19 protein-coding genes are annotated in these 22,510 nt (G+C 52.9%); 1 reads left to right on the plus strand and 18 read right to left on the minus strand.

Features of this window, described 5'->3' with window-relative positions; translation table 11 throughout:
* The 9 genes from OXH16_06160 to OXH16_06200 all read right to left on the minus strand — a co-directional run.
* Positions 1-249: DUF4432 domain-containing protein (locus tag OXH16_06160; protein ID MCY3680960.1), on the minus strand; the 249-nt coding region annotated here is incomplete at its 3' end.
* A 33-nt stretch (positions 250-282) separates the two neighbouring features.
* Positions 283-1,107, minus strand: coding sequence for an endonuclease/exonuclease/phosphatase family protein (locus OXH16_06165; GenBank protein MCY3680961.1), 825 nt, complete (start codon positions 1,105-1,107; stop codon positions 283-285).
* A gap of 13 nt (positions 1,108-1,120) precedes the next feature.
* The gene (locus tag OXH16_06170; GenBank protein MCY3680962.1) at positions 1,121-3,226 is read right to left on the minus strand and encodes a hypothetical protein; all 2,106 of its coding nucleotides are present in this window, start codon (positions 3,224-3,226) and stop codon (positions 1,121-1,123) included.
* Complete coding sequence (locus OXH16_06175; protein MCY3680963.1) at positions 3,223-3,462, minus strand: hypothetical protein; 240 nt, start codon at positions 3,460-3,462, stop codon at positions 3,223-3,225. Before OXH16_06175 ends, OXH16_06170 begins: the two co-directional genes overlap by 4 nt.
* A gap of 134 nt (positions 3,463-3,596) precedes the next feature.
* Entirely contained in the window at positions 3,597-6,728 is a 3,132-nt protein-coding gene (locus tag OXH16_06180) for an efflux RND transporter permease subunit (GenBank protein MCY3680964.1), read from the minus strand.
* On the minus strand, positions 6,728-7,927 hold the full coding sequence (locus tag OXH16_06185; protein ID MCY3680965.1) for an efflux RND transporter periplasmic adaptor subunit: 1,200 nt from the start codon (positions 7,925-7,927) through the stop codon (positions 6,728-6,730). Before OXH16_06185 ends, OXH16_06180 begins: the two co-directional genes overlap by 1 nt.
* A 15-nt stretch (positions 7,928-7,942) precedes the next feature.
* Positions 7,943-9,301: a TolC family protein gene (locus OXH16_06190; protein MCY3680966.1), complete on the minus strand. Its 1,359-nt coding sequence runs from the start codon at positions 9,299-9,301 to the stop codon at positions 7,943-7,945.
* A 144-nt stretch (positions 9,302-9,445) separates the two neighbouring features.
* A complete protein-coding gene (locus OXH16_06195; protein MCY3680967.1) occupies positions 9,446-10,288 on the minus strand; it encodes a phytanoyl-CoA dioxygenase family protein in 843 nt (280 codons plus the stop codon).
* Positions 10,289-10,324: 36 nt separating this feature from the next.
* Entirely contained in the window at positions 10,325-10,459 is a 135-nt protein-coding gene (locus OXH16_06200; GenBank protein ID MCY3680968.1) for a hypothetical protein, read from the minus strand.
* A gap of 14 nt (positions 10,460-10,473) precedes the next feature.
* On the opposite strand from OXH16_06200, the gene OXH16_06205 reads away from it, so the two are divergent.
* Positions 10,474-12,297: a hypothetical protein gene (locus OXH16_06205; GenBank protein MCY3680969.1), complete on the plus strand. Its 1,824-nt coding sequence runs from the start codon at positions 10,474-10,476 to the stop codon at positions 12,295-12,297.
* Between the two features lie 245 nt (positions 12,298-12,542).
* Here the strand turns inward: OXH16_06205 and OXH16_06210 are convergent, their stop codons facing one another.
* From OXH16_06210 to OXH16_06250, 9 genes are all read right to left on the minus strand, one after another.
* Positions 12,543-13,697: a mandelate racemase gene (locus tag OXH16_06210; protein ID MCY3680970.1), complete on the minus strand. Its 1,155-nt coding sequence runs from the start codon at positions 13,695-13,697 to the stop codon at positions 12,543-12,545.
* A gap of 139 nt (positions 13,698-13,836) precedes the next feature.
* Entirely contained in the window at positions 13,837-14,775 is a 939-nt protein-coding gene (locus tag OXH16_06215; protein ID MCY3680971.1) for an aldo/keto reductase, read from the minus strand.
* Between the two features lie 106 nt (positions 14,776-14,881).
* Positions 14,882-16,453, minus strand: coding sequence for a sulfatase-like hydrolase/transferase (locus OXH16_06220; protein ID MCY3680972.1), 1,572 nt, complete (start codon positions 16,451-16,453; stop codon positions 14,882-14,884).
* 28 nt (positions 16,454-16,481) lie between these two features.
* Entirely contained in the window at positions 16,482-18,116 is a 1,635-nt protein-coding gene (locus tag OXH16_06225; GenBank protein MCY3680973.1) for a sulfatase-like hydrolase/transferase, read from the minus strand.
* Between the two features lie 14 nt (positions 18,117-18,130).
* Positions 18,131-18,979 (minus strand): phytanoyl-CoA dioxygenase family protein, encoded by an 849-nt coding sequence (locus tag OXH16_06230; protein ID MCY3680974.1) that lies wholly within the window; start codon positions 18,977-18,979, stop codon positions 18,131-18,133.
* 86 nt (positions 18,980-19,065) lie between these two features.
* Positions 19,066-19,803, minus strand: coding sequence for a sulfatase-like hydrolase/transferase (locus OXH16_06235; protein ID MCY3680975.1), 738 nt, complete (start codon positions 19,801-19,803; stop codon positions 19,066-19,068).
* The gene (locus OXH16_06240; protein MCY3680976.1) at positions 19,736-20,374 is read right to left on the minus strand and encodes a sulfatase-like hydrolase/transferase; all 639 of its coding nucleotides are present in this window, start codon (positions 20,372-20,374) and stop codon (positions 19,736-19,738) included. Before OXH16_06240 ends, OXH16_06235 begins: the two co-directional genes overlap by 68 nt.
* Before the next feature lie 5 nt (positions 20,375-20,379).
* Positions 20,380-21,222, minus strand: coding sequence for a phytanoyl-CoA dioxygenase family protein (locus OXH16_06245; GenBank protein ID MCY3680977.1), 843 nt, complete (start codon positions 21,220-21,222; stop codon positions 20,380-20,382).
* Positions 21,223-21,265: 43 nt separating this feature from the next.
* The coding region (locus OXH16_06250; GenBank protein ID MCY3680978.1) for a sulfatase-like hydrolase/transferase at positions 21,266-22,510 on the minus strand (1,245 nt) is incomplete at its 5' end.

Below are 22,510 nucleotides of genomic sequence, written 5' to 3' on the forward strand. Positions count from 1 at the left end.
CCCGACGTCTCCGGGACCGGAGCGGAAGCACAGCGACTGGCCCTTGTAGTGGGCCGAGGCAATGTCGAGGGCGCGGCCGGGCAAGACGGAAAACCCCAGGCCCGAAGCGTTGAATACGTCGATGAGGTCGGCGCCGCGCTCGAATCCTTCGCTGCGCTCGGCGCGGCGGGCGTACATGAGTTGGCTGATGTCGCCGACGCGGTTGAGCAGTTGGCGGCGCGTGAAGTTGCGGCCAAAGAGCCTGGGCATTAGGAACCTCCTGTAGCAAATGCTAATCGGTTGTTAATGATCAAGGATCTGAAATTCGACCTGAACCGGTTTATGGTCGGATGGATAAACACCGTCGATATTGTAGTCCACGACTTCATACGAGCAGACCTCGACGTTCCCTCTGAACAAAATCCAGTCGATTCCGTTGCCGCCTTCTATACTGTCTTTTAGTACGCCAGGCTCTCCCGAGTCTTTATCCCCGACAAATGTTCTATAGACATCGCTCCCCGGTCTTGCGTTGAAATCTGCCAACAGAAACACAGGGCGCGGTTTGGTCCATTCACCAAACCGGTCGAGCGCACGGACCCGCTCGACAATTAGTCTTGCACTATTCAGCCTTGCCAGAGCCATTCCCTCTCCTGGGGCCAGATGCGTGTTGAAGACATAAAACTCCTGAGTATTCTCCCAGTGCCCCCTGTAGTCCATTGGGTAGGGACTCGTTTCTCTATCTGCCGGTCTGTTGATGATCGCGAGGCGGGCCCATGTGACCATACGAGGATTGACAGCAGGGCCGCTACCGATGACTTCCGGCGTTTCCGATAGCTGAAAACTGCCCATTTCTCTGAGTCGGAATCTGTCGCGCTTGAAGAAGATGGCCATATGCTCGTCATCGTCTCCTCCCTTTCGACCTTCTCCGATGACCACGTATTCAGGCAAATGATCCATCAGATAGTCGATCTGCTCCTTCAAGCCTTCCTGGGTACCAATGATGTCAGGATTGTGTTTGCGAATCAGTGCCACTTGCATATCGCGCCGCACTTCCCAGGGTGGCTCAAACGTGGGACTGGCATATTTCAGGTTGTAAGTCATAAACTTGATCGTCTTTTCGTCAGCCATCGGATTTCCTCATTTAATTTTCGATCAGCACGGTGTCCATCGCCGGGACATCGATTGATCTGCCCGCCAGTTCTATGGACTCGGATACGGTTGTGAAGTTTGCAACGGCGATTACGTCACCCGTGCGGGATCGGAAGCGATATGCCCTGACCCCGTCCTGGGCTGTTTGCAGTCTCTCCACGCCATGGCCTATGCGGCGTGTTCCGGCACGCCCCTGGCGTATGACACAGGCGTAGTCGCGGACGGTTCCATGGCTCACTCTGGGACGCAGGAATACGCGGTCCTGGAGCAAGTTCTTCCACCGCTCGGGTGTATTTCTCTCCGAGGCATCTTCATAGAAAAGCTGCTCGCCGCACGTCTCGATCCCCAAACATCCCGCGATTTTGATCCAGGTCGATTCCGTTTCGATCACCCGTGCTCGTCCGCCGACGCCTCGTATGGTGCGACGACCGCCTTCGAAGGAGATCGGGACCCGGTTGCCGTTCAGGAAATCGTTCATGATATAGACGCCAAATCCCTCGTTGAGCGATAGCTCGACATCTGCGACGGTCCAGTCTATCACGAGCGAGGTTTCTCCGTCTTCGAGCGCGACGACGGCGATCGATTGTCGAATGCGGCCGTCCGCGTACTCGATTGCGCCCGTGGTTGTGAAGCCTTTCTCCGATGTGTGATCGGTGTGGAAGAGCGGTGTGGGGTTCAGTCGCTCGCCGTTGATTTCAAAACGTCCGACGAAGGCGTCCTGGTCCGACCCCAGCGTGTCCTCTCCGCCGGCTGGCACGACCATGCCCATCACGCTGTGCGCGAGGGATCGCCAGGCGAATGAGAAGAGGCCCTGCTTGCTGCGGCGAGCCTGCAGCCAGACATAGGGATAGGTCTCAGTTCCGATCTGTTCGCGTCTGACTTCCTCGACGGATATTGGCGAGACGTCGGGTATGCCGGCAATCACGAGAGTGCCCAGTTGTCCCATGATGCCCGTTTCGAACTGGAAGTAGCGACCACCAGCCGCGTGTGGCATTCGGGCGTTGAATCGGCCGTCTTCTGCGTCCCGCATCGACTCGTCCAGATATTTGAGGTTCTGCCACAGCATATGACCTGCAAATCGGTCGCCGAATTCCTCGAACATGACCGCGTGCTGGTAGCTGATGTCGGGTTCGTGGTAGGTCCAGTCCTGGCCGGATGGGTAGGCCGTAAATCCGTTGTAGAGGAAGAAACGCCTCAGCACCTTCCAGGCATCGTGGACGCGGTGCAGGTAGTGGGGGGGAGGTGTCTTGCCCGTCAGTGTGAAGGCGAGGCGCCCCATCATCAGGAGAACGCCACAGCCGAGGTACCCCGGATGGAAGGAGCCGTGGTTTTCCACGGTGAGGTCGGGGTGGGACGTTTGCGTGCAGACCCAGTCTTTCAGCGGCCTACCGTCAAAGAGTCGCGTATCGACCCGGTCGAGGTCGGTGGTGAAGGTATTGATGGCGAACAGCTTGCCCCGGTAGAGCCATTCGTCCGCGTGGGGATGGTGGGGAAGGAGGCAATGCGCCCAGGCGAGAAGATAGCTGTCCCACGCATTTTCCTCTTCCTTTGTGTCATGCCAGCGTCCGTCCGGGGGATCGACCCCGAGAAATCGGTCCGCTTCAAAGGCGAGTACGCGATGGAAGGCTTTGAGCACGTCCTGATCCAGTTCGTCCGCAACGTGGTTGGCTGCCATTGCGATGTCCGCGATCCAGAGGGACGATTCCCAGTCGTCGCCCCACTGACCGTTCCATTCGAGCGGTTCCGTTCTTCGCGATCCGCTCAGGTGATGCGCGCAGATCCAGCGGAGGCACCGGTTCAACCGGTCAAGCAGGACGGGTTTTTCGATTCCGGCGACCGATGGATCGAAGAACGCGCTTTGATGGAGTGCCGCATAGCCTCGAAGCTCATCGCCCAGGGATCGGATGATCATTTCGTTGATCGGTCCACCCGGGGGTTGAAATTCGTTCACATCGAGGGAGCCGAAGTAGCCGTGTGCCTCGTCCTCATCGACCCAGTACTGCTCGATGTAGGGCACGTGCCGACACATCAGGTGAACGAGGTCGGCCTCGGACGGAAAAGTCGGTGCGCTCGTGTCGAGTGGGGGGTAGTCGATCATGCGGACGCTCCTGGCTCTACGGTTTCGTGTGGTTCGTCGCAGCGGAAAACGACGAGTTTGCCGCTGTCGATGCGGTTTTTCACATCCCGCACGAATTCACGGGCGAGGTTGGTATCGTAGAGTACCAGAGCGCCCGGTGACTGTGTGTGGGTTTGGAGGCGTTCCGATTTTTCACGCCAGGTCGATTGAAGTGTATCGGATGCATCTCCTTCTGCGATAAGTATGACGTATGCCACGTGGTTACTCCTTGTTGTAGAGAATCCCCACTGGACAACCTATCCAGTGGGGATCTGTATTTTGTATCAGTACAAGATAATTCCGTTTGGCAATCAGACAAATGAATTTTCTGATCGGAGAGATCTTCAGTTTTTTAAAATCCATCCGTCGAACGGCTCAAACTGTACCGGGCATTTGTGACCAGAGAGACAACATCCTCCAGAATCATATACAGACAGGGCACCAACAAAAGAATTATAGACGTCGCGAAAACAATACCAAATCCGAGAGAGATTGCCATAGGAATGAGATAATAAGCCTGGCGGGATGTCTCCAAAATAATTGGTGTCAAACCACCGAACGTTGTCAACGTCGTTAAAATAATTGGCTTGAAGCGCCGAAGCCCAGCAGTGTGAATCGCCTCAAAAGCCGAACTATGGGCACGCCTTTTATTTGCATAATCGATCATAATCAGTGAGTCATTGACCACAACACCCGACAGGGCGATCACCCCCATCAAACTGATAAGCGACAAATCATAACCGAGCAAAATATGACCGATCACAGCGCCCACAATCCCAAAAGGAATCGCCACCATCACAATCAGGGGTTGGACATAGCTGCCAAATGCAATGGCGAGTAACATATACACAATGGCCATCGCCATGGCAAACCCGCCCCATAGCGCCTGCGTTGACTCGCGCATCTCTGCCTGCGTCCCCTGAAACGTCCAGGTTAATCCCGGATACTCAGCGCGAATTTGTGGCAACACATCAGTTTTAATCGCTTCCATAACGCGCGTCATCGCTCGCTTGGGCTCCACGTCCATACTCACCGTCACCACGCGCCGACCATCGCGTCGATTAATACTTGTAAAGGCTTCGCCGCGTTCGATGTTTACCACATCCATCAAAGGCACTTCTGTGCCATCGGGTGTACGCACAACAAATTCTTCGAGATGGCGAATATCCTTTCGCTCTGCCATCGGTAATTTCACGCGCATTTCAATTTCATTTGTACCGCGCAACTGACGCATCGCCAGGGCGCCGTAAAACGCATCGCGCAACTGGCGCCCTACCTCAACCGGCGTCAATCCCAAATTTCGGCCTTCTGGACGCAACACAAAATCAAACTGTGCTTTACCTTTATTGTAATTATCACTTACATCGTGTGCCTCTTCAAACCCTTCGGCGCGTTCTAAAAATGCCCGGCTGGCTTTGGCCAACACGTCAATATCCGAATGGCTCAAATCGACGCTGATATCCTGTTGCCAACCGCCCGGCCCACTCTCGGCCTCAAACGTAATCTGACTGACACCATCAATATCCCCGATGTTATCGCGCCATAGTGAGATGATCTCTCCTGTTGTCATATCGTGTTCATCGGGCGGTTTCATCACAATTTCTACATCGATAAAACTCCCCCCGCGCACATTGGTTTTAATCCCTTCGGCCACGCGATAAAGGTTGTGCGCTTCAAACATGCGATGGGTTGATTCGGTCACCTCATGTGCAACCCGCGCTGCTTGATCCTGCGTGGTCCCCACAGGCAACCGGATACCCGCCTCAATCTCATCGGCAGAGACTTCGGGCATCATAATCATACCCATATGATCGCTGTATCCATAACCGCCCACCACCATCAGCAAAGCAATAGCAGATGCAATCGTAACGTACCGATGCCGAATGCAGACATCCAGGAACCTGCGGTAGTGTTGGTCGATGAACCGATTGAAATGGCTGGCAATAGATTGTTGCCAGCGATGCGCAGCGCCATTTACCGGCGAAACAGCGCGTTTTGAAAGGTGCCCGAGATGCGCGGGCAAAATAAACAGCGCCTCCAGTAGAGACACGGCCAGCACAGTGATCACAACTGCGGGCAATGGCCACCAGAATTTTCCCGTGGTGCCGGGCATAAACAAAAGCGGCACAAAAGCCACAATCGTAGTCAAAATGCTGAACGTAACCGGCCTGGCAATATCATGTGTACCCGCAATGGCGGCCTGCATCGGGCTCATACCTCGTTCCCGATATTCATGTACATTTTCACCTACAACAATCGCATCATCCACGACAATGCCGAGCACCACCAAAAATGCAAACATAGAAACCATATTGATGCTCACATCAATAGCAGGCAGAAACACCAGACTGCCTATGAAAGAAATGGCCATCCCCATCATCACCCAAAATGCAAGCCGAAACTCGAGAAACATCGCCAGAATAAGCAAAACAATCACAACAGCCAGCACCCCGTTTTCGAGCAGCAAAAACAACCGATCTTTGTAATCCTCTGCACTGTTGCTGTCGATCCGATACTTCACACCAGGCGGCAGGGTGGTCTCAAAATCTGCCATGATATTTTTAACAGCCTCGGCTATCTCAAGTGGCGATTGATTCCCAATCCGATAGATATCCACACCCACTGTGAGTTGCCGATTGAACCGTTCGTGAAATCCGCCTTCTTCAAAGCCATCCGTGATATTTGCCAGGTCCGCCAGTGTAACCCCACCACCGCCTTCTGAAGGGATAATCACAATACGACCATATTCATCGGCCCACTGCTTGCGCTCTTTCATGCGCAACAAAATTTCACCCGTACCCGTCTCCACAGAACCCGCGGGAATGTCTTCACTCGACGAAACAATCACGCGTGCCACATCGCGCAGTGTAAGACCGTATTCACGCAACCTGTGTTGAGGAATTTCAATATGCGTCCTGTATTCTGGCACATTGCCAAGCTCGACCTGTGTTATGGTCGGATCGCTCAGCAATCGATCCCTTAGCTGTTCGGCCAGACTTCTCAGCGTGCCGATATCCACATCGCCATACAGCCCAATATCCATCACATTGCGCTGTTGTGCCCTCAGGCTGACTTCGGGTTGTTCTATATCATCGGGAAATGTCCGAATCCGATTGACTGCCTGATCGATATCCTGAAAGGCTTTCCCCCGGTTGGTGCCTGCCACCAGTTCGATGGTCACACTCCCACGCCCTTCACGAGCCTGCGACGTCATTTCCATGATTCCCTGCACACCGCGCACAGCTTCTTCTATCGGCTGTAAAATCCCCTGCTCCACCTCCGCAGGTGCCGCACCCGGATAGCCCACACTGACCGAGACGATATCCAGTTCATACTGTGGATAGACCTCCTTCTGGATATGAAAAGCTGTCCAGATCCCACCCATAACGAGGATGACCATAAACAGATTGGCGGCAATAGCATTGCGCGCCATCCAGGCAATCGGACCTCGCGCTTCTTCAAATGTATCCTGTGTTTCATTCATCACCGGGTGTCTCCCAGGGGTTTAGGATCTTCCTTTCCAACGCTTTTCACACGCAATTCTGCACCATCAGCGACTCGAGACAAATTGGTCGTAACCACCCGATCCTTATCTTGCAACCCATCCGATATATAAGCATAGTCGGCATCTTGAAAAACGATCTCGACAGACCGAATCTGCAACAGACCGTCTTTCATCACCCAGACCGTATTGCCAGCCCGGATATAATCGCGTGCCAGACGCACCACATTGGGAATTTCGTTGGCCTCAATATGCGTCTCGACAAATGCGCCAATCATTAAGGGAGATAGATGATTAGATCCAGCCCGATGAGCAAGCGGATCAGAAACGGAAACCAGTATCTGCGCCATACGCGTCTTTTCTGCCAAAGCACCGATGAGTCTGTGAAGAGAGCCTGTGCGATAAGCCCCTTTTTTTGGGGTCACATGATCGCGAATCTGCACCAACGATCCCTTTTCTGCCTCGCTGTTGGGAAAAGAAAGCCACGGAATTTTGGAAAGCGGAACGGTCGTCACCACCCAGTATGTATCCAGACCAACCAGACGCCCGAGATTATCGCGTGGAGAAATTAGAGAACCCACATTGGCATTGCGACTTAAAATGTGCGCGTCAAAAGGCGCTTTAATGGTTGTTCTCTGCAATTCCAGTTCAGCCTGATTCACGGCCGCCTGCGCCGCTTCTACCCGTGCCCGAGCTGCATTGAGCTGAGGTTGGCGCAGTACGAGCGCCTCGAGCTCACCCGACAGCGTCTCATTCAGAATCTGATAATCTTTCTGCGCCACATTCTGACGTCCCATCTCAATATTCAAATCAGCAGTGGCACGACGCAGATCGCTCTTTTTTTGCAAAAGTGCATTCTGATAATCTGCCGGATCAATCTGCAACAGTACCTGACCCTTTTTGACAAACCCACCCGGCGTAAAAGTCGATGACAGCGAAAGTACCCGTCCACCGACTTGTGGACTCAAGATGATATCCTGTTCTGCTTCAACCGTCCCCGTCGCTACAATCACGGGGCGATACGTACCGCGTTGTACTTCAAATACATCGACGAGCATCGCGGTTTTCTTAGTCGCCGCAACGCGGGTCGCCGTAGGCTCCGTCATAAAAATCAACGCAGTAATACCTGCACCCACAACCAGAATACAAAAACAAATAATCAGCCCTTTTTTGCTATCCACGTTATGCCTATCTTTTTATAATGATTTATTACGAGCAACTTCAAAACCACCTGCGAGCGCCCGATAAAGCGCAATGCGGAATTCCAGCAAATCGAGTTTCGCAGAGATCAACGCTCGCCGGAGCCTTTGTTCGTTTGTCAGCGCGGTAAGCACGTCGAGATAGTCGCTGATGCCATTTAAATACTCCAGCCTTAATTGATCATACGTCTGTCTCACCAGAGCGACCTGCGCTTCGAGACTCGCGATGCGTTCAACCTGTTTTTGTTCTTGAACCAATGCATTTTCCACTTCGGCAAATGCCGTCAAAACCGTCTGCCCATAAGCCGAAAGTTGCGCGCTTTTGTTGGCCTTATTGCGCCTGATTTCTGCCCCCCGTTCACCACCATCGATAACGGGTAGCAAAAGATTGCCTATCAGATTGCCCACCCAATCTTTAAACAGACCCCCGCGATCATCACCCGATGCCAATGCTGTCAGGCTCAAACGCGGATATCGATTGCTGATAGCGACCGCCACATCGCGATCCGCCGCCAGCAGCAGGTTATAAGCCCTTTTGACATCTGGACGTCGCTGAATCAACTCAACGGGCAAACCCGTATCCGGCAGAGGTGGCAGATCTGGCAAAGCGCGATGCGTATAGGCAATTCCATCCTGAGGGGCATAGCCCGACAAAACAGCGAGTTGGTGTTCTAACACCTCGATTCTGGATTCTGTCGCGATTTTTTGTTCGCGTGTGGATTCGATCAATTGCCTTTGTCGCAAAATATCCACGCTGCGAATCTGCCCACTGCCAAAACGCGCGCGAATCAGACTCAGCACTTGCTGATTGGTCTCAATCTGATGCTCAAAGAGTTCGTGCTGATTTTGTGCTTCTATCAACTGAAAATAAGTACGCGCGACCTCTGCAGAAAGCGACAATGCCGCAGTCTGATAATCCGCCTCAGTCGCCCGCATTCGATAACGCGCGGCATCCACACCCGAACGAATTCGCCCCCACAGATCTATTTCGTATTCGGACGTGATGCCCAAACGGATCTGCGCATTATTTTCAGAATCTGGACGTTGAACCTCACCGCGCCCGGATACTTCCAGCGTTGGAAACCGACCAGCCCCTTCGCGATCCACAACAGCCTGTGCACTTCGCAACCGATGCCACGCCGTCTCCAAACTGAAATTGGACTGCAATGCGTGATCGACCAGGCTGTCCATACGCGCATCTCCAAAAGCGGTCCACCACCGTTCAGAAAGCGCCTGTGAGGCATGGCTGGAAAAAGCTGTGGGAGGTTCAAAAGGAAGGGTGAGATTTGCAGACCTGGGCGAACACCCAAAAATAAACGCGAGCCAGATCAAAAGAAACAGGCGAGTATATAGCATGTGTAAGATAATTTCCAAATGACTAAAAACATCCGTTTCAATACAAAATGACAGCCTGTAATGTAAACTGCCACAATATAATAACCAAATAGAATTATGGGATCAAGTAATCACTTACTTATCTGCTCTGCTGATAGAGAAGCGTCAGGTGAGGTAGTGCGAGGGTGTTCTGAATTCGTGGGATTTCTCGTATTCGCTCGAGGGCTTCGCATTCCGAACTGTCTCGGGTACGTCACCGTCCCACCAACTGGGCGGATTGGGAAAGGAAAAGACGTCGTGCCAGACAAGGAGTAGCGTTCGGCGTTTAGCTGTCTGGTTGGGCCACGCGCCGTGGAGGATGCGCGCGTCTGCGATGATCAGGTCTCCTGCGTTTAAGGGGACGTCTATCGCATCGGGGTAGTCTGCGAACGCGGGATGAGACAGGTCGTCGATCGCCTGAATCTCGGATCCGTGAGCTTTGGGCAGGATGTCGTGCAGTTCGTGGCGTTTCCGATGGCTGCCGGGGATTATGCGCAGGCATCCATTCTCGCGCGTGGTGTTCGTCAGGTAGTAGGACAAGAAGATGCGTATCGGCCAGGGTGTCGCGGCCTCGGGGCTCTGCCACTTCATGAAGTCCTGATGCCAGTAGAGGGGTGGACCGTATCCGGGCTTAGATAGGATGATCACGGTGTCGTCCGATACGAGATTCTCGAGCCCAATTTGTCGGCAGGCTTCGAGTTGCGCAGGCTGATCGATGATCTCTTCGGCAATCGGATCGGGAAACCGATTCTCGGCTGTCGGTCTTCCCGCTTGCCATCGGCGTTCCGTGCTGACGAAGATATCGCTGCCCTGGTACCGGATCTTGTGTGGAACTGTCACGCGTTCGAAGATGCGGTCGGACCATGTCCGGAGCCTGTCCAGCAGGTCCTTATCCATCACACCAGGTACGATGGTGTAACCCAACTCGACCAACTCTCGCCGCTTTGCCAGCGCCTGCTCTCTCGTCATGTCTCAGTCCTTTCGGTTATCAGGTATTATACCTAATTATGCGAACTTTTGTTCAAAAAACACGTCGGTTGCACGATGGATCAAAAACATGGCAGCAGGCTCGTCAAAAGTCAGTTGGTAGTCAACGCCATCGAGCTTATCTTCCGTGCAAAATGAGCCGTCTTCAGCCATTGAGGAGGTCAACTATGGTAGCGGATACAGAACTCCGCAAACAGCACCAGCGTGGTGCGATCCTTCGAGATCGTATGCGGAAGGCATTTGACATGGCTTACGACACGGATGCTGCGCTGATCGTCCGCTGGAATCCGTTCTTTCCCCGTTTCAACGGCCACACCATCGCCCAGCAATCCCTGGACTACGCCATCCTCCTGCTTCTGTCCGACGACCGCACCTACGGTACGGACGATGCCGGTGAGGCCAACCGAATCATTCGCCGAATCCTGGATCACCAGGACCTGCGACCGAAGTCCGAGACCTTTGGCAATTTCTTCTGGATGACCCACTGGGACCGGGTCAAAGACAAGAACGCCATCTCCTTCCTCACGATCGGTCTGGTCTTCACGTACATCAACTTCCAGGACAAGCTGGAGGATGACACGAAGGCTGCGCTCGAGCGCGCCTTTCCAAACGCGTTGCTCGGCATCCGTGACCACAAAGTCCGATGGCAGTACACCAACATCTACTTTCTCAACCTCGGCGGCCTGGCCGGTCTTGCCCGCGTGCTGGACGATCCATCGATCCACGCCGAAGCGGTGGCCGACTTCAACACCTGGGTCGAAGGCACTTCGGAGGACGGGTTCCACGAATTCAACAGCCCGACGTACACACCCGTCACGCTCTCGGGTATGGAAGCGGCGTGGGCTTACACGTCAGATGGCGAGTTCAAAGACAGGCTGCGGCACACCATGGATTTGATAACCTATCAGATGGCGCTCAACCTGATGCCCGGTGGTTTTCAGGCGGGTGCTGCCGCAAGGGCTTACCAGGGAGATGTGCTGAACGGTTCAATCGGGGCTGCTTCGTATGCCCACGTTAAATTTGGTACCCCTGCTCCGGCCGAGCCTGCGGTCCTGATGCCGAGCCTGTTCGACTACGTACCGCCGGAACCCGTTCGGTTCCTGGCGAACGAGATGGCGGACGGAGCCGAGATACTCGATCGGGGAATCTCGTTGGGTAGCCGACGAACCCATGTCATTACGCAGGCTTACGGGCTGGCATCTCAGAGTTTACAATCTGTGGGCGGGCACTCGCCTCCATCGTATATCCTGCTGGTCCGGAACAGCAAGGCTCCGCGCCCCAGTGTCCCGTTCCTTCCGGACGAATCCTTTATGCATCAGCCGTGCGCCACATTCCTGTCGCGTCAGAACGACAGTCAGGTGGTCGGCAGACTGTACTACGATCTGCAGGAGGAGCAACGAAGCAAATTTCTGGACGATCCTACGTTCATTTGTGAACCTCGCGTCCTGTTCGGACTGAGGGACCAGGTCGAGTCCGTTCGCATCGGCAATGTGGATTGGGGCGGAAAACCCGTGAGCCTTTTGCCAGGGCAATCCGTGGCTGTTTCCTATGGAGATATCTACCTGGGTGTTGTCGTCCTGCTGCTGGACTGCGACGGTCAAGCGATTCGTAGCCGCACGACGCTGGCCTATGGCGAAGACGGTGAACTGCGCCTGCGAGTCAGGCTCCACGGGGGAGAGGACGTGCAGCAGGAAGATAACCCACTCGTCGCTCTGCTCTACGTCGAAGTTCAGGTTCCCGAGGAGAGGCATCCGTTCGAGACATTTGCCGACCAGTTGTCGGGCTGGCAGCTTTCCGATCAGAGCGACGGAGAGACGGTCTCCTTCTTGGCCGAGCACGAAGATGGCGCAACTATCGCCTATCCCTACACAGAGGCGGATCCAGATCCGATGGGCGATGCTCTGCACCTATCGCCCGGGCTCGTGCTCCAGCCGGGAGACTTTGTCAAGCTGGTGAACGGGGAGAAGCCTTTGCTCTTCGACGATCAGTAGGCAGCATACGGGTGATTTGATTAACTTATCCCCACAGCAAAACCGGCTTCTTCGAGAAGGTGTATGATTCGGCTGGCGGCTTTCATGTAGTTCTCCCGGCCGGAGACGTGGAATTTCTGAGAATGAAGCAAGTGTGGCTCTACGGTGATACAGCCTGAGTAGTTCATTTGGCAAAGGCGTTTGAAGATTTCGGGATATCCGCATTTGCCGTCGCCAGCAATCCACTAATGCGCTGTTTGAGCTTTTTAGTCGATAATCTTTGTTCCTACAGTCATTTTATTTATTGCATCCCAATTCCACTCTAAGCCCATCCCGGGTCCATCTGGTACATCTACATTACCATCTGCATCCACCGCTTCAAGCCCATCCTCATATCCTTCGAGAAAAATGTCAGAAGTCAGTTGCAAGCATTCTGTATCGGGATGGACCCAAACCATTTCATAATAATTCGAATTGCCTATGGCAGACATCACATGTCTTTGCGCTGGACCAACGCCGTGAATTTCAATATCTGCGCCTACCGTTTCAGCCGCTGACGCCAGTTTCTTCGTTCCCGTGATTCCATCTCCATTTACATTGCCCCTGATAAAATCTGTCGATCCGGACAACAGCATATTCATCTTTCCAGATATTCCCGTAACTTTTTCCCCTTGAAGAAGTGGTGTATCGAGAAACTCTTTTAGTCTCTGGTGTCCGTTCTCAGTCGTGCCGTCCCCAACAAAATAAGGATCCTCTATCCAATAAAAACCGGCTTCATCGCAGGCTCTTCCAACTTTTAAAGCATCCGCAAATGTTGAATAATAGTTAAATGCATCCAGCATTAAATCCATCTTTCCTCCGACTCTATCGGCCACAGCGTGTATCAAGTTTATATGGTCTTGAATGTTGGGTCTGGGATATGGATGGATCTTAAACCCTTTATAACCTATGTCTAAGCATTGTTCAGCAAAATCAGCGTACGATTCTGGCGTGGATAAGCCCCCTTTTAATCCTTCTTCTCCTCCGTTCATCGTACTGGCATAAGCGGGCAATTTTTTTCTATATCCTCCCAATAACTCAGATACGGAGAGGTCCGTCATTTTTCCAAGGATATCCCATAATATGATGTCAACAGATGCGTGCAACCCACTCAGATGAAACTTATTGAAATCTTGCCATATTTCTTCCCTTGCAAGCGGATTCCGTCCCAATAGGTCGTGAGCAATGCGAGAAATATCATGGCTAATCGGATAGGTTCCGACGACTCCACAATCAGTATAAATACTGGTCATGTGTTTACCCATTGAAAGATTCACGCCCGGGTTATAGGTCATCCACGAAGAATATGTGCCAGGTCCACAATCTTTGATTTGCCACTGAATCCTTTTTATTTCAATCTTCTTTATTTTAGGCGATTTCATTTCTATCTCCTGGTCTGAAACCACCGCAGGAAAGACGGTTAGCTTTAGCAGTTTTTTCAATCAACCTGCATAGGTAACGGTTAAACGTTGACAAATAACCTTATACTGAGTATGGACTTGACCCGTTTTGGTGAGTATCTTATGCTGATTTTCCGGGCGGGCAGATCGCGTCTATTTTTTTCAGAGTAGCTTGATCGAGCTCGCCGTCGGCAGCGGCAGCGTTCTGTTTTGCCTGCTCGGGTGTCTTCATTCCGGGAATGGGACAGGTGACGGCAGGATTGGCGAGGGTGAACTTGAGTGCGAAATCAACCATGTTCATGCCTTCGGGTACTAACTCGCGCAGTGCCGCAACCTTGTCGAGTTTGGCGAGGAAATCATCGCGTTGACTTCCCCCTGGATTCCAGTGATCTCGAACCATGTCTTCAAACCTTGTATCTGCGGTAAATTTATCCACCAAAAGACCCTGAGCTATTGGTCCTCGCAATAACACCCCGATATTGTTGTCCAGACAGTGGGGGAGGATGTCATTTTCCGGTTGCCGGTTAAGGAGCGAGTAGTTGATCTGACACGATGCACATGCGTCTTCTGAGTTTAACGCTTTGAGCGAATTTAGGTCGTTGGTAGATATCGCGTAGTGACGGATCTTTCCCTCTTTCTTTAACAACTCAAAGGCTTCGACAAAGATCTCGGGATGTTCCGGGGTTCCGATGTGACATTGATACAGATCGATATAATCTGTATCGAGACGGTAAAGGCTTGCGTGACAGCAATTGATGATGCTGTATATCGTCTTGTACCCGAGGGGGTCTCCCTGACGGCGTCCCCAGTTGCCAACCTTTGTCGCGATATAGACCTCAGATCGCTTGCTTTTCAGCGCTTTGCCTGTGTAGATTTCACTCTGACCACAACCGTAGCCATCCGCGGTATCAAACAAATTAACGCCTGCATCGAGAGCCGCGTTGATGGTGTCGAGGGCCTGCTTTTCTTCAACCGGACCCCACTGTCCGCCGATGCCCCAGCACCCCATGGAGACAGTGCTCACATTCCACCCAGTTTTTCCAAGCGTTCTATACTGCATGATATTCCTCCGTATCTGATTGAAATCAATTCTTGATCGTCAGCAGGAGTTGGCTCCTACTCATAATTGCGTCATGAAAGAGTTGGTAGTAGTGCCGGCAGCACCTCTAATGCGCCCCGATCACCACCAGGTCACGTGGTGGTAGCGGGAATTCCTGGAGCATGACGCGGTGCATCATTTCCTTTATCAGTTGCTGACGCGTCTGCTGGTACGCCGGATCATGCACGACGTTGACCAGTTCGTCTGGGTCCCTGGTGAGATCGAAGAGTTCTTCCCCGTCATCGCGCCCTGGCGTGACCGAGTAGCGGAACTCGCGGTTTCGCAGTGTCTCTTTCCAGGGGAACTTCATGATCCCCTCATGGAAGGGCGACTCGCACAGGCCGCCGAATGACTCGGAGAATGCCGCCAGCCGCCAGTCTGAAACCCGCTCTCCCTTGCACAGGGGCATCAGCGAACGGCCGGCACATAGCGGATGACCATCGCCGACTCCACGCCGCGACAGAGGCCTCGGATGATGTTCTATAAGCGTTTCGTGCATATCCAATATGGTCGGACAGATGTCCTCGTGCTGCACGATGAGGTCGCAAGAGCTGCCTTGCTTCAGGCCTGGTCCGGCTACAATCAGCGGGATGCGGATGACGGCGTCATAGTGTCTGGCGGATTTTCCGCCCAGATTGTGGTCCATGAGCATTTCGCCGTGGTCAGACACAAAGATGAAGTAGCTGTTCTCCATTCTGCCAACCTGTTCCAATCGCTCCAGGACTCGGCCGATCTGTTCGTCGAGGTGGATAAAATCGGCGAAGTAGAGCTTGCGGTAGTAGCGCCAGTTGGGGATCCTGTCAGGTCCATTCCAGTGGTCCGTGCCGTAACCGACAGGGTCGGGGATGAGATCCTCGTTGACCCTCTCCAGGAATCGCTCCGGCGGATGGAACGGGGGATGGGGTTGCACATAGCTGATGTGGGTGTATAGAGGTTGATCGGTGGGCGTTTCATCGATGAAATTCAGGGCCTGTTCCGTGATCCAGTTGGTCTGGGAAATCTCTTCAGGGAAGGGCAGGGGGTAGTAGCCTTCGGTGCGGGTTTTGTTCCCTCCGTCATCGCCTTTAGCCCATGCCATTTTCTTCTTTGCCCGGCGCATCCTTTCGGTCAGGTTGACCTTCCGCTCGCCATACGAATCGTAATAAGGCAACTGAGAATTCCAGTTCGCCGGGGTTGCCATGATCGCATCATAGTGTTCGGGATGCTCCTTTTCGATCCAGTCGTGCCACTCGCCGGTCCGGTTGTCTTCGGTGTTGTGGACAACGTCCCAGCCATATTCCCGGTAGTCCGGGTATGGGTAGTATTCCGAGTCAAAGGGATAGAAGTGGATCTTGCCGAACGCGCCGGTTCGCCATCCGGCCATCTGCAATGTCTTCATGAAAGTGGGGATGTCAGGATTGAGCCGGTAGCCATTGGAGAGCAGGCCGTGGCCCCGGCTGGTCAGGCCCGTGGCAATGCCCGCCCGGGCTGGACAGCAGACCGGGTTGTTGGAAAACGCATTGGTGAAGGTTACGCCCATGCTCTGGAGGTGTCTCAGGTTCGGCAGGTCGCAGATGCCGTTCATAGCCGCTTCCAGCCACTTGGCTCCCATCTGATCGACCATGAGGAAGATGACGTTGGGTTTGTTCTTTGAGTTCATCGATAAATCTCTTTTTTGTAAAATTTTTTTAGTGAATGCCAAACCAGAACAGATCACGCGGAGACACAGGATAATCCTGACGGATAATCTGTTCCATCAGGCGATCTTTCATCTCCCGACGTAAATCGGCATGCTCCGGATCATTGACAAGATTCTTCTGCTCGTGTGGATCCGACTCGAGATCGAAAAGCTGCTCGCCGTGTCCATTGGGGTAAAACGTGTATCGGTATCTGGATGTGCGTACGGTGCGCGCCCAGGCTCCCAGAGTCCCTGGACCGAAGCATGGAAAAGATTCAACATACGCCTCCTCCCGCCAATCGTCCGGCATCTCTCCACGGCAAAGCTCGACCAATGACCTTCCTGAAATCGCTGGCGCACTGTCATCCAGGCGGCCACCAAAATGGCGAAAGCGCAGGTGAGGCAGGGGCACGCCGGTCATGTTGAGAATAGTGGGACAGACGTCTTCCAGTTGCACGATTTCCTGGCATATGGCGTTCTTCTGCAGGCCGGGACCCACAATGATTAGTGGCACCCGAATACCGCCATCGTAGTGGCGCTCCTGTTTTTGCCAGAAGCCGTGATCACCGAGAAATTCACCGTGATCAGACACAAAAATGATGTACGTGTTGTCAAGACGCCCAGCGTCTTGCAAAGCCTTCCTGACCCGACCCAGTTGTTCATCCAGGTGGGTAATGTCGGCGAAGTAGCAATGACGCTCGTGGCTGAGATCCGGTATCAGGGGGGGCTGTCCATCCGAACCGGATGTAACAGCTATATCTTTCATCCAGGATGGTCGGTCGTCGCTCTCGCCGTGCAACACCCGCGCCATTTTCCGAAAATATTCGGGTGCGTCAGTATCGTTGAGCCAATCCGCGGGGACCGGAGCAGGGATTTTCTCCGGGTTGACGCGGTCCATGAATTCGCTTGGGGGACAAAACGGGCCGTGGGGTGCCACAAAGCTGATATGGGCAAAGAAAGACCGCTCCGAATGGGTGTCGCGGATGAAATCCAGCGCCCTTGCAGTTATCCACGATGACTGCGATACCTCCTCGGGAAACGGCAGCGTATAGGCCTTGGGAGAGTTCCTGGGCCACGTCTCGGTGGGGTGTGGATAACGCTCTTTAGCGGCGCGTATGGCCGGTCTCAGATCGACGCCGTCGGGACCGTATTCGGCGTAACCCGGAACAGCGGGCCAGGCCGTTGAAAGGGCCGCTTCATAATGTTCAGGATGCGCCTCTTTGACCCAGTCGAGCCACTCGCCAGCGCGGTCATCCTCAGTGCCGTGTACGACATCGAAACCATAGGGGTGGTAGTCGTGTACGAGGCTTTCGTGATGCGGCCTGAGGTGTAGCTTTCCGAAAGCGCCAGTCCGCCACCCTTCCTTTTGCAGTGCTTGCATGAAGGTCGGAATCTCAGGGTTGAGCGCGTATCCGTTCATGATCAAACCATGCGCTCTGGAACAAAGCCCGGTGGCAATCGTTGCCCGGGTAGGTGAGCATACCGGATTGCTGGAGAATGTCCGGGTAAAGGACGTGCCGTTTTCACGCAGCCAGTCCAGGTTCGGCAGGGCACAGATTCCTTTGTCCCGAGCCACTTCGAGCCACTTGGCCGCCAACTGATCGACCATAAAAAGGATAACGTTGGGTTTGTTTTGTGGCGGCATTCTATTTTTTCCTTCTATGATTTTTTTCGACGAGGCGTCACGCGCCAGTCGGTTCGCAGTTTGGCAACGCGGTCGGCTGGCGGCTGCAGGAAGCGCTTGACCCTTTCACTGGCTTTCGCTTGCAGTTCAGGCCCGGCCAGTTCCCAGGCATTGTAGAACAGCCGGTCGCTGTTTGGTACGATGCGGATGTTCAGGGTGCGCCGGGGCTTGTGAGTCTGATTTACGCCTGCGCAATGCAGGCCCCCCGCGTTTACAATCAGTAAATCACCCGGATCACCGGTAGCCTGGATCTTGTTGCTGTCTGAATCCGGCTCGGGATCCATCATTTCGGGTTCGTCGGCTTTGAAACAATGTGTGCGCGGAATCAACCGGGTGCCGCCATTTTCCGCTGAATAGCCGTCGAGCATAAAGAAGAACCACAGACCGTTGTGCTTGCCTTCGTCCGTGAGGCCGGGCCTGAAGTCGCGATGGAAGCGTCCCTGCTGCGCTTCCGGGTGATAGCGTACGGTGTTGGCAACGAGATCCAAAAAATGGTAGGTACCCAGAGCGCGTTCGCAGATCCCGTGAACGGTGTCGTGGTTGAGCAGCTCCATGGCCGCTTTACCCCACATGAAACAGGCGCGGGCGTTCGGATTGATTGTGAAGTTGCGTTTCCCCTTTCCGTCGAGAATACGCACTTCGGGCAACTTCATTCCTCCTCGCCACTCGGCGATGTAATCATCCGCAGCACGCTGGGCGATATCCCGAAGAGGGTCGAGATACTCGGGTGCGATTTGCTCCCGCAGGATGACATAACCGTTTTCTTGCAGATCGGCTACATGTGCGTCCAATTCCCCGTCGCTTATTGGATGGACTGGTTGCATAGGTTGACTCCTTTCCAGTCTCTGTAGATGTGTAAAAGGGCTGATCACGATATTCGGGTAGGAACCGCTGTTGTTATCACCCATCATCACGATCCTTTCGCCCGTTGAAACCAGTCAATGAGTTGGCTTTTAAGATCGTTATAAATCTCAGGATATTGACTGGCCAAATCATTGGCTTCGCCAATATCCTGATCGAGCTTGTACAATTCAAATTGCAATTCTTCAATAGCCGGAATAGCCTCGGCAAATTGCCCGCGATGATTAGGGCCTGTACCAACCAGTTTCCAATCGTCTTTTACCGCTCCCATTTTCCCAAACAAATCCCAAAACACATACCGCCCTGGCAAATCTTCTTGCCCATGTGATCTCAAATGCGCAAGCAAACTCACTCCATGAACTGGATGCTGTCCATTCATTTTGGGAATCTCAATGCCAGCCGCATCCAGCACAGTGGCAAACAAATCAAAATGCACAGCACCTGCATCAGATACCATCCCTTTGGGAATAACACCCGGCCACTGCATCACCGCAGGCACGCGGATTCCACCTTCATATGTCATTCCTTTTTGCCCGCGTAAAGGGCCATTATTGCCCGGAAATTTATCAATCATTGCACCATTATCGCTCAAGTAGATGACAAGTGTGTTATCTACGATAGCCAACTCATGCAATGTCGCCATGATTTTACCCACACCATCATCCATATGATCCAGCACCGCACAATAGTCGCGCTTGGGGAACTCAATACCGCGATCTTCATACTTTTTTAACCACTCGGCTTTGCCCGATGTTTTGGGTGCCTGTTCTCGCCACAAGGGACCCATGCACAGCATTGTAAGGCACATAACAAAAAAACGGCTTATCACGATGTTTCCGAATAAAGTCAATCGCATAACCAGTAAACACATCCGTCAAATGATCTTCATGCACCATGGGCTGGTCATTGTGCAAAAGGCGACTACCATCAAAAGGCCAATAGGGGTGTGCACCACCCAAAAATCCGACAAATTCTTCAAAACCGCGTTCATTGGGCACATTGGGTGCATCATATCCCAAATGCCACTTGCCAAACATGCCAGTTTTATATCCTGCTTCCTTCAAAAACTCGGGCAAAAGTTTTACATCATCATGAATGCGCCTTGGCAACGTATCTGTTTTCTGCCCCGGCAGTGATGGGCCACGCCACATGCCGCATTCCAAAGAATACTGCCCAGAAAAAAGAGATGCACGCGTTGGCGCACAAAGTGGATTGACCCTCAACTGTGTAAAACGCACCCCATTTTTTGCAATCGCATCCATCGTTGGTGTATCGACCTCTGTATCCCAATAACAACCCGCATCTCCATACCCCTGATCGTCTGTAACAATGATGAGAAAATTTGGTTTTGTGGCCATAATGATCATTCCTTGAGTGCGGCAATATCCTCAGCGATCCACTCTTCCCATCTTTCTTCGTCGGGTTGCATAAATCCACTGTTGGCTCGCCGAAATACATTTACATCTTCGCCCAATAGGCGCAGTAGTCGACGATTGCCAGTCGCTCGTGCTCGCGCTTTGACTGCTTGAGAAATTGGGCCTGAATAATTGGCTCTGTGTTTAAGCCAGGAATGATTCATCGTTAAAAAGAAAAGGTATCGGTATTCCTTTGAGTAATTGGCTGTTCCCGAGTGTACGATAGCATTGTGAAATACGGCGATATCTCCAGATTTGGGATAAAGGATGACTTCGTCAGGATGGGGTTGGTTTCTTTCTTCTGGCGTTAAAGTCAGGGCTTTCATGTGAGAACCTGGAATAATACGCAGGGGGCCAATTTCATCATCGAGATTCTGCAAATAGCTCAGGGCATTGAAGAGTAAGGGCCTTTGGTAGATGCCTTCTTGAGGAAACTCGGCGAACATGTCCCGGTGAAAACCCAGTACCGGGTTTGTGTTTGGGTCCTGTGGCGCTGTGCGCCGATATGTGATGGATTCAAGCTGGACATGAGGGCCGACGATCATTTCAGCAAAGTCCAGGAGGCGCTTATTTGACAAGGCAGAGAGAATGAGATCGGGTTTGTGTTCGAGCACATCCACAAAGACCTGGGGTCGGCTGCCATCGGGATTGGGGAGGCGATCACCGATTTCTTCAAATGAATCTCGCATGGCTTTGACCCAGACATCGTCCAGCATCTTTGGGAAAAGTGTAAATCCAATTGTTTTGAATTCTTTCAGGTGTTCTTCGAGGGATTTGGGATCTTTTTGCATTTCAGCCTCCTGGCGTTTCAGTTTTCTTCATTTTTGGCAGAAATCAGGATTGGAAAATCGTCCCGGGCCACGGGTATGCGTTGGATCCAGCATCATCATCGATGGGGCCTTCCGGCAGTGTGGCTTGCCAATCCATGACCTGCTCTGACATCTGCTTGACCAGAGTCTCTTCAAATTTGGCGTGATTGACGAGTTCCATCGGATCTGCGGGAATGTTGTACAGCTCGACACGACTTCTGTCCGGGTTGAGAAGCAGCTTCCAGTCACCCTCTCGGATTGAAAGGATCGGACTTTTGTGAAGGCAATGGCCGTGAACCCGAAATCGCCACTCCCACATCAACGGCGTCGTGCGATCTACCGAGTTACCTCGAAAGGCGGCTGTCATATCCTCGCCCTGCAGACCAATGTTGTCGGGAATTTCTACACCAGCGATGGAACAAAAAGTAGGCAACAGATCTACAGCACATAAGGGCGTCTTGTTGTCAACTTTGCCTTTTGGTCCGCCACTGCCTGGCCACCGAAGAATGAAAGGGGTTCTCACACCACCTTCGTAGAGGCTTCTTTTTCGACCTCGAAAGGGACCAGAAGAACCGACGCCACTGTGTGACGCATTTCGAACGTGGATATCCTCAGGGCCGTTGTCAGCTGAGAAGATGACAATCGTGTTGTCGGAAAGGCCCAGTTGATCCAGCCGATCCATGAGCCGGCCAATGTGGTAATCCGCGTTGGTAACGACAGAATAGTAGATGCGTAGTGCACCTTTGTGTTTGTCTTCCAGGCCTTGAGCGGTAAAATTCATATAGGGTTCCATCTGCTCCTCTGTAGGATCCAGAGTGGCGTGGGTGTCAAGCAACCACGCTTGAACAAAGAAAGGCTCATCTTGATGTCTTTCGATGAAGGATATGGTTTCATCTATAATTACCTCTGTGGATTGAGACCTGCCTTCGGGAATCTCAATGGGGGGTCCGACCGCATTGAATGTTTTGGATTCGTCAATTCCATAAGCCGTGGTATTGGGTGCTTCTTCGCCACTTCCCAGGTGCCACTTGCCAAAGTGTCCAACAGCATATCCACTTTGTTGCAGGAGACCCGTGATGGTCGTTGCATCGGGATCCAACCAGTCTGGCATGCCGCGTAGGGCGTTCTGCTCATGACGGGCAAAATGGCCATGTATGCCCCAGTGGGCAGGAAATCGACCCGTCATGACCGCTGCCCGGCTGGGTGAGCACACACCCGAGCAAACATAGAATTGTGAGAAGAGAATGCCCTGCGAAGCGAGCCGATCCAG

This window comes from Gemmatimonadota bacterium (genome assembly GCA_026705765.1).
Lineage (GTDB): Bacteria > Latescibacterota > UBA2968 > UBA2968 > UBA2968 > VXRD01.

Bases quoted from the DNA above. Each gene is read 5' to 3' on its own strand.
- OXH16_06240 (MCY3680976.1), bottom strand. From the start codon at position 20,374: ATGGCCACAAAACCAAATTTTCTCATCATTGTTACAGACGATCAGGGG.
- OXH16_06200 (MCY3680968.1), bottom strand. From the start codon at position 10,459: ATGGCTGAAGACGGCTCATTTTGCACGGAAGATAAGCTCGATGGCGTT.
- OXH16_06165 (MCY3680961.1), bottom strand. From the start codon at position 1,107: ATGGCTGACGAAAAGACGATCAAGTTTATGACTTACAACCTGAAATAT.
- OXH16_06205 (MCY3680969.1), top strand. From the start codon at position 10,474: ATGGTAGCGGATACAGAACTCCGCAAACAGCACCAGCGTGGTGCGATC.
- OXH16_06170 (MCY3680962.1), bottom strand. From the start codon at position 3,226: ATGATCGACTACCCCCCACTCGACACGAGCGCACCGACTTTTCCGTCC.
- OXH16_06245 (MCY3680977.1), bottom strand. From the start codon at position 21,222: ATGCAAAAAGATCCCAAATCCCTCGAAGAACACCTGAAAGAATTCAAA.
- OXH16_06225 (MCY3680973.1), bottom strand. From the start codon at position 18,116: ATGCCGCCACAAAACAAACCCAACGTTATCCTTTTTATGGTCGATCAG.
- OXH16_06210 (MCY3680970.1), bottom strand. From the start codon at position 13,697: ATGAAATCGCCTAAAATAAAGAAGATTGAAATAAAAAGGATTCAGTGG.
- OXH16_06235 (MCY3680975.1), bottom strand. From the start codon at position 19,803: ATGGGTCCCTTGTGGCGAGAACAGGCACCCAAAACATCGGGCAAAGCC.
- OXH16_06195 (MCY3680967.1), bottom strand. From the start codon at position 10,288: ATGACGAGAGAGCAGGCGCTGGCAAAGCGGCGAGAGTTGGTCGAGTTG.
- OXH16_06230 (MCY3680974.1), bottom strand. From the start codon at position 18,979: ATGCAACCAGTCCATCCAATAAGCGACGGGGAATTGGACGCACATGTA.
- OXH16_06180 (MCY3680964.1), bottom strand. From the start codon at position 6,728: ATGAATGAAACACAGGATACATTTGAAGAAGCGCGAGGTCCGATTGCC.
- OXH16_06190 (MCY3680966.1), bottom strand. From the start codon at position 9,301: ATGCTATATACTCGCCTGTTTCTTTTGATCTGGCTCGCGTTTATTTTT.
- OXH16_06220 (MCY3680972.1), bottom strand. From the start codon at position 16,453: ATGAACTCAAAGAACAAACCCAACGTCATCTTCCTCATGGTCGATCAG.
- OXH16_06215 (MCY3680971.1), bottom strand. From the start codon at position 14,775: ATGCAGTATAGAACGCTTGGAAAAACTGGGTGGAATGTGAGCACTGTC.